Source organism: Providencia sp. PROV033, assembly GCF_028484855.1.
Lineage (GTDB): Bacteria > Pseudomonadota > Gammaproteobacteria > Enterobacterales > Enterobacteriaceae > Providencia > Providencia alcalifaciens.
The window spans coordinates 1-1,195 of sequence record NZ_JAMPSW010000038.1 but is presented as its reverse complement, the minus strand read 5'-3'; the positions used below and the strand labels follow the sequence as shown (position 1 = coordinate 1,195).

The following is a 1,195-nucleotide window of genomic DNA, read 5'->3' as shown; positions in this document are numbered from 1 at the left end:
TCCCAATCAATATCAATGACCTCTTTAATATACTCAACTGCGCGAATACCATTGTAAATCCATCCTCCTACAAGCAAAATTCCACCAACAAATAATCCAACAACAGGAATAGTTGAAGTTCCTACTAATACAGCAACCACGGTCACACCATTAATGACAGCACTCGCAATTGATAAAGCCGCATTGACAATAAGATCTTGACGTTGCTTAGGATCGGATACTTCACTGAGTTTAGATAAACAATCGTAGGCTTGATAGATATCAATTCCCATCCCGACTAAGTTAAAAATAACAACTGTTCCTGCGGCAAGCCTTGTACGAATAAGGGAAGCCCCACCTTTTGCTGAAGAGATATTTAACAATATTGGTTGTATAATCATATCTCCATAATTAAAAAAAGCGGACGCACAAAGTAAATAAAATTGTTTTTCTAGCTCCTTAACCTCTTCCTCTGTAATATCTGGTTTATCGAGTTTATTCAAAATAGCATATGCACTAATCATACTTTGCATAATGCCAGCAGCTCCCATTCCTTGACCAAACTTATTTGCAATACGTTGGAATAATGGAAGTTTAGTTCCAGCTTGGCGAACTTTTAATAAAGTCGAAGATGAAATAGTTTCTTGCTGTATATCACTATTATTCGCGAGATACTTAAACTGTTTTTTCAGTACTGCCGATTCACTAAAACTAGCTTGGTGATCGATTAATTGGTATATATCTACTGAATTTAGCTGCTCATGAAATATTTTAGTAAAAATAACATCGTCTTTTCCACCTTCCATTAAGGAAAAATACATTGCTAACTTTTCAGGAGAAAAACGAATTTTTTTATGCAGATTATCTGAGGCAATGTCCGATAAAGTGATAGGCTTCCCTTCAATCGTTGCCCCTAATTGCTGTAATTTAGCGAAAGCGATTTTTTCACCATTCATAGTTACCCAGCTATTTTTTGGTAACTTAAACTCAGTTTGTTCAATAATAGATTTACGTTGATTCTGTAAAGAAGATAATTTGACTTTTAAGTTCTGTGATTCCAAATCAATTGATTGAATACTTCCTCTAAAATCACCATTTTCCATTTTTTGGAAACCAGCAGACTTTCCTCTATTGATAGACCGTCCATCGGAAAGTTGGATGTCCTCATTAAAATACTGTTTAAGTTGCTGTTGAAATTGCTGCTGTGCCAACTGAA

At 35.2% G+C, this 1,195-nt stretch carries 1 pseudogene; it reads right to left on the bottom strand.

Features of this window, described 5'->3' with window-relative positions:
- Positions 1-1,195, bottom strand: a pseudogene (locus PSF16_RS08655) (RTX toxin); the annotation flags it as partial.